The sequence below is a fragment of the Paracraurococcus ruber genome (assembly GCF_004353985.1).
Lineage (GTDB): Bacteria > Pseudomonadota > Alphaproteobacteria > Acetobacterales > Acetobacteraceae > Paracraurococcus > Paracraurococcus ruber.
The window spans coordinates 1-2500 of sequence record NZ_SMOA01000345.1 but is presented as its reverse complement, the minus strand read 5'-3'; the positions used below and the strand labels follow the sequence as shown (position 1 = coordinate 2500).

At 59.6% G+C, this 2500-nt stretch carries 1 tRNA gene and 2 rRNA genes (1 of these 3 cut by a window edge); all 3 read left to right on the top strand.

Going from position 1 to position 2500, the window contains the following annotated elements:
- Nucleotides 1-2144: ribosomal RNA gene (locus tag E2C05_RS28635) — 23S ribosomal RNA — on the top strand; it begins 590 nt to the left of the window's first position.
- Nucleotides 2145-2259: 115 nt separating this feature from the next.
- Nucleotides 2260-2374, top strand: a 5S ribosomal RNA gene (rrf, locus tag E2C05_RS28630).
- Nucleotides 2375-2417: 43 nt separating this feature from the next.
- Nucleotides 2418-2494, top strand: a tRNA-Met gene (locus tag E2C05_RS28625).
- Nucleotides 2495-2500: the final 6 nt, after the last annotated feature.

Sequence of the window (2500 nt, the reverse complement as noted above, 5' to 3'; positions counted from 1 at the left end):
AGAGGTGGAGGCGCAGCGAAAGCGAGTCCGAACAGGGCGCCGAGTTGCCGGTAGAAGACCCGAAACCGAGTGATCTAGCCATGGCCAGGCTGAAGGTGGGGTAACACCCACTGGAGGGCCGAACCCACGCCTGTTGAAAAAGTCGGGGATGAGCTGTGGCTAGGGGTGAAAGGCCAATCAAACTCGGAAATAGCTGGTTCTCCGCGAAATCTATTGAGGTAGATCGTCCATCGATCACTCCCGGAGGTAGAGCACCGGAAGGGCTAGGGGGGCCCAAAGCCCTACCAAACCCTACCGAACTCCGAATGCCGGGAAGTGCAGGTGGGCAGACAGACGGCGGGTGCTAAGGTCCGTCGTCGAGAGGGAAACAGCCCAGACCACCAGCTAAGGCCCCCAAATGATGGCTAAGTGGGAAAGCATGTAGGACGGCCATAACAACCAGGAGGTTGGCTTAGAAGCAGCCATCCTTTAAAGAAAGCGTAATAGCTCACTGGTCTAATAGCTGTCCCGCGGCGAAAATGTACCGGGGCTCAAGCCATCTGCCGAAGCTGTGGACTTGCGCAAGCAAGTGGTAGCGGAGCGTTCCGTAAGCCTGTGAAGCGGTATCCGCGAGGGGCCGTGGAGGTATCGGAAGTGCGAATGCGGACATGAGTAGCGACAAGGAGAGTGAGAAACTCTCCCGCCGAAAGTCCAAGGGTTCCTGCGCAAGGCTAATCCGCGCAGGGTGAGCCGGCCCCTAAGGCGAGGGCGACAGCCGTAGCCGATGGAAACAGGGTGAACATTCCCTGGCCCGCCAGACGTGACAGCCGTGAAGTTCTGTACGCCCTTATCGGATTGGGCGTGCAGCTGGATCGGCTCGGGAAATAGCGCTGGCATATGGACCGTACCCGAAACCGACACAGGTGGACTGGTAGAGCATACCAAGGCGCTTGAGAGAACGATGCTGAAGGAACTAGGCAAATTGCTCGCGTAACTTCGGGATAAGCGAGACCCTTCCTTGCGCAAGCAGGGTGGGGTGGCACAGACCAGGGGGTGGCGACTGTTTAGTAAAAACACAGGGCTCTGCGAAATCGAGAGATGACGTATAGGGTCTGACGCCTGCCCGGTGCCGGAAGGTCAAGGGGAGATGTGCAAGCATCGAACCGAAGCCCCGGTAAACGGCGGCCGTAACTATAACGGTCCTAAGGTAGCGAAATTCCTTGTCGGGTAAGTTCCGACCTGCACGAATGGCGTAACGACCTCCCCACTGTCTCCAGCATCGGCTCAGCGAAATTGAATTCCCCGTGAAGATGCGGGGTACCCGTGGTCAGACGGAAAGACCCTATGAACCTTTACTGCAACTTCGCAGTGGCGCCAGGAAGGGACTGTGTAGGATAGGTGGGAGGCTTTGAAGCCGGGGCGCTAGCCTTGGTGGAGCCAACCTTGAAATACCACCCTGTGCCTTTCTGGCGTCTAACCGAGCCCCGTTAGCCGGGGCCGGGACCCTGCGTGGTGGGCAGTTTGACTGGGGCGGTCGCCTCCCAAAGTGTAACGGAGGCGCGCGATGGTGGGCTCAGGCCGGTCGGACATCGGCTGTTGAGTGCAAAGGCACAAGCCCGCCTGACTGTGAGCGCGACAGCGCGAACAGAGACGAAAGTCGGCCTTAGTGATCCGGTGGTCCCGCGTGGAAGGGCCATCGCTCAACGGATAAAAGGTACTCTAGGGATAACAGGCTGATCTCCCCCAAGAGTCCACATCGACGGGGAGGTTTGGCACCTCGATGTCGGCTCATCGCATCCCGGGGCTGGAGCAGGTCCCAAGGGTTCGGCTGTTCGCCGATTAAAGCGGTACGTGAGCTGGGTTTAGAACGTCGTGAGACAGTTCGGTCCCTATCTGCCATGGGTGTTGGAGACTTGCGAGGATCTGTCCCTAGTACGAGAGGACCGGGATGGACGCACCTCTGGTGCACCAGTTGTCACGCCAGTGGCATCGCTGGGTAGCCAAGTGCGGACGGGATAACTGCTGAAGGCATCTAAGCAGGAAACCCCCCTCCAAACGAGGTCTCCCTCGAGGGCCGTGCCAGACCAGCACGTCAATAGGACGCAGGTGGAAGCGGGGTAACCCGTGCAGCCGAGCGTTACTAATCGCCCGATAGAACTCCCATCCCCATCCCAACGCCGTCCCCCACAAAGGGACACCGCACGCAGCACCAAGCCGCGCAACACACACACACGCACAAACACCTCCAGCCAGACCTTATCCCAGGATCCGGCCGGGTGGCCCGGTGGTCATCGCAAGGTTGCAACACCCGATCCCATCCCGAACTCGGCCGTGAAACACCTCAGCGCCCATGGTACTGCTGCTCAAGCAGCGGGAGAGTCGGTCGCCGCCGGGCCACCCAGCCGGATCCCAGGACCACAACACACCAATCCAACCCACGCGGGGTGGAGCAGCCCGGTAGCTCGTCAGGCTCATAACCTGAAGGTCACAGGTTCAAATCCTGTCCCCGCATCCAAATACA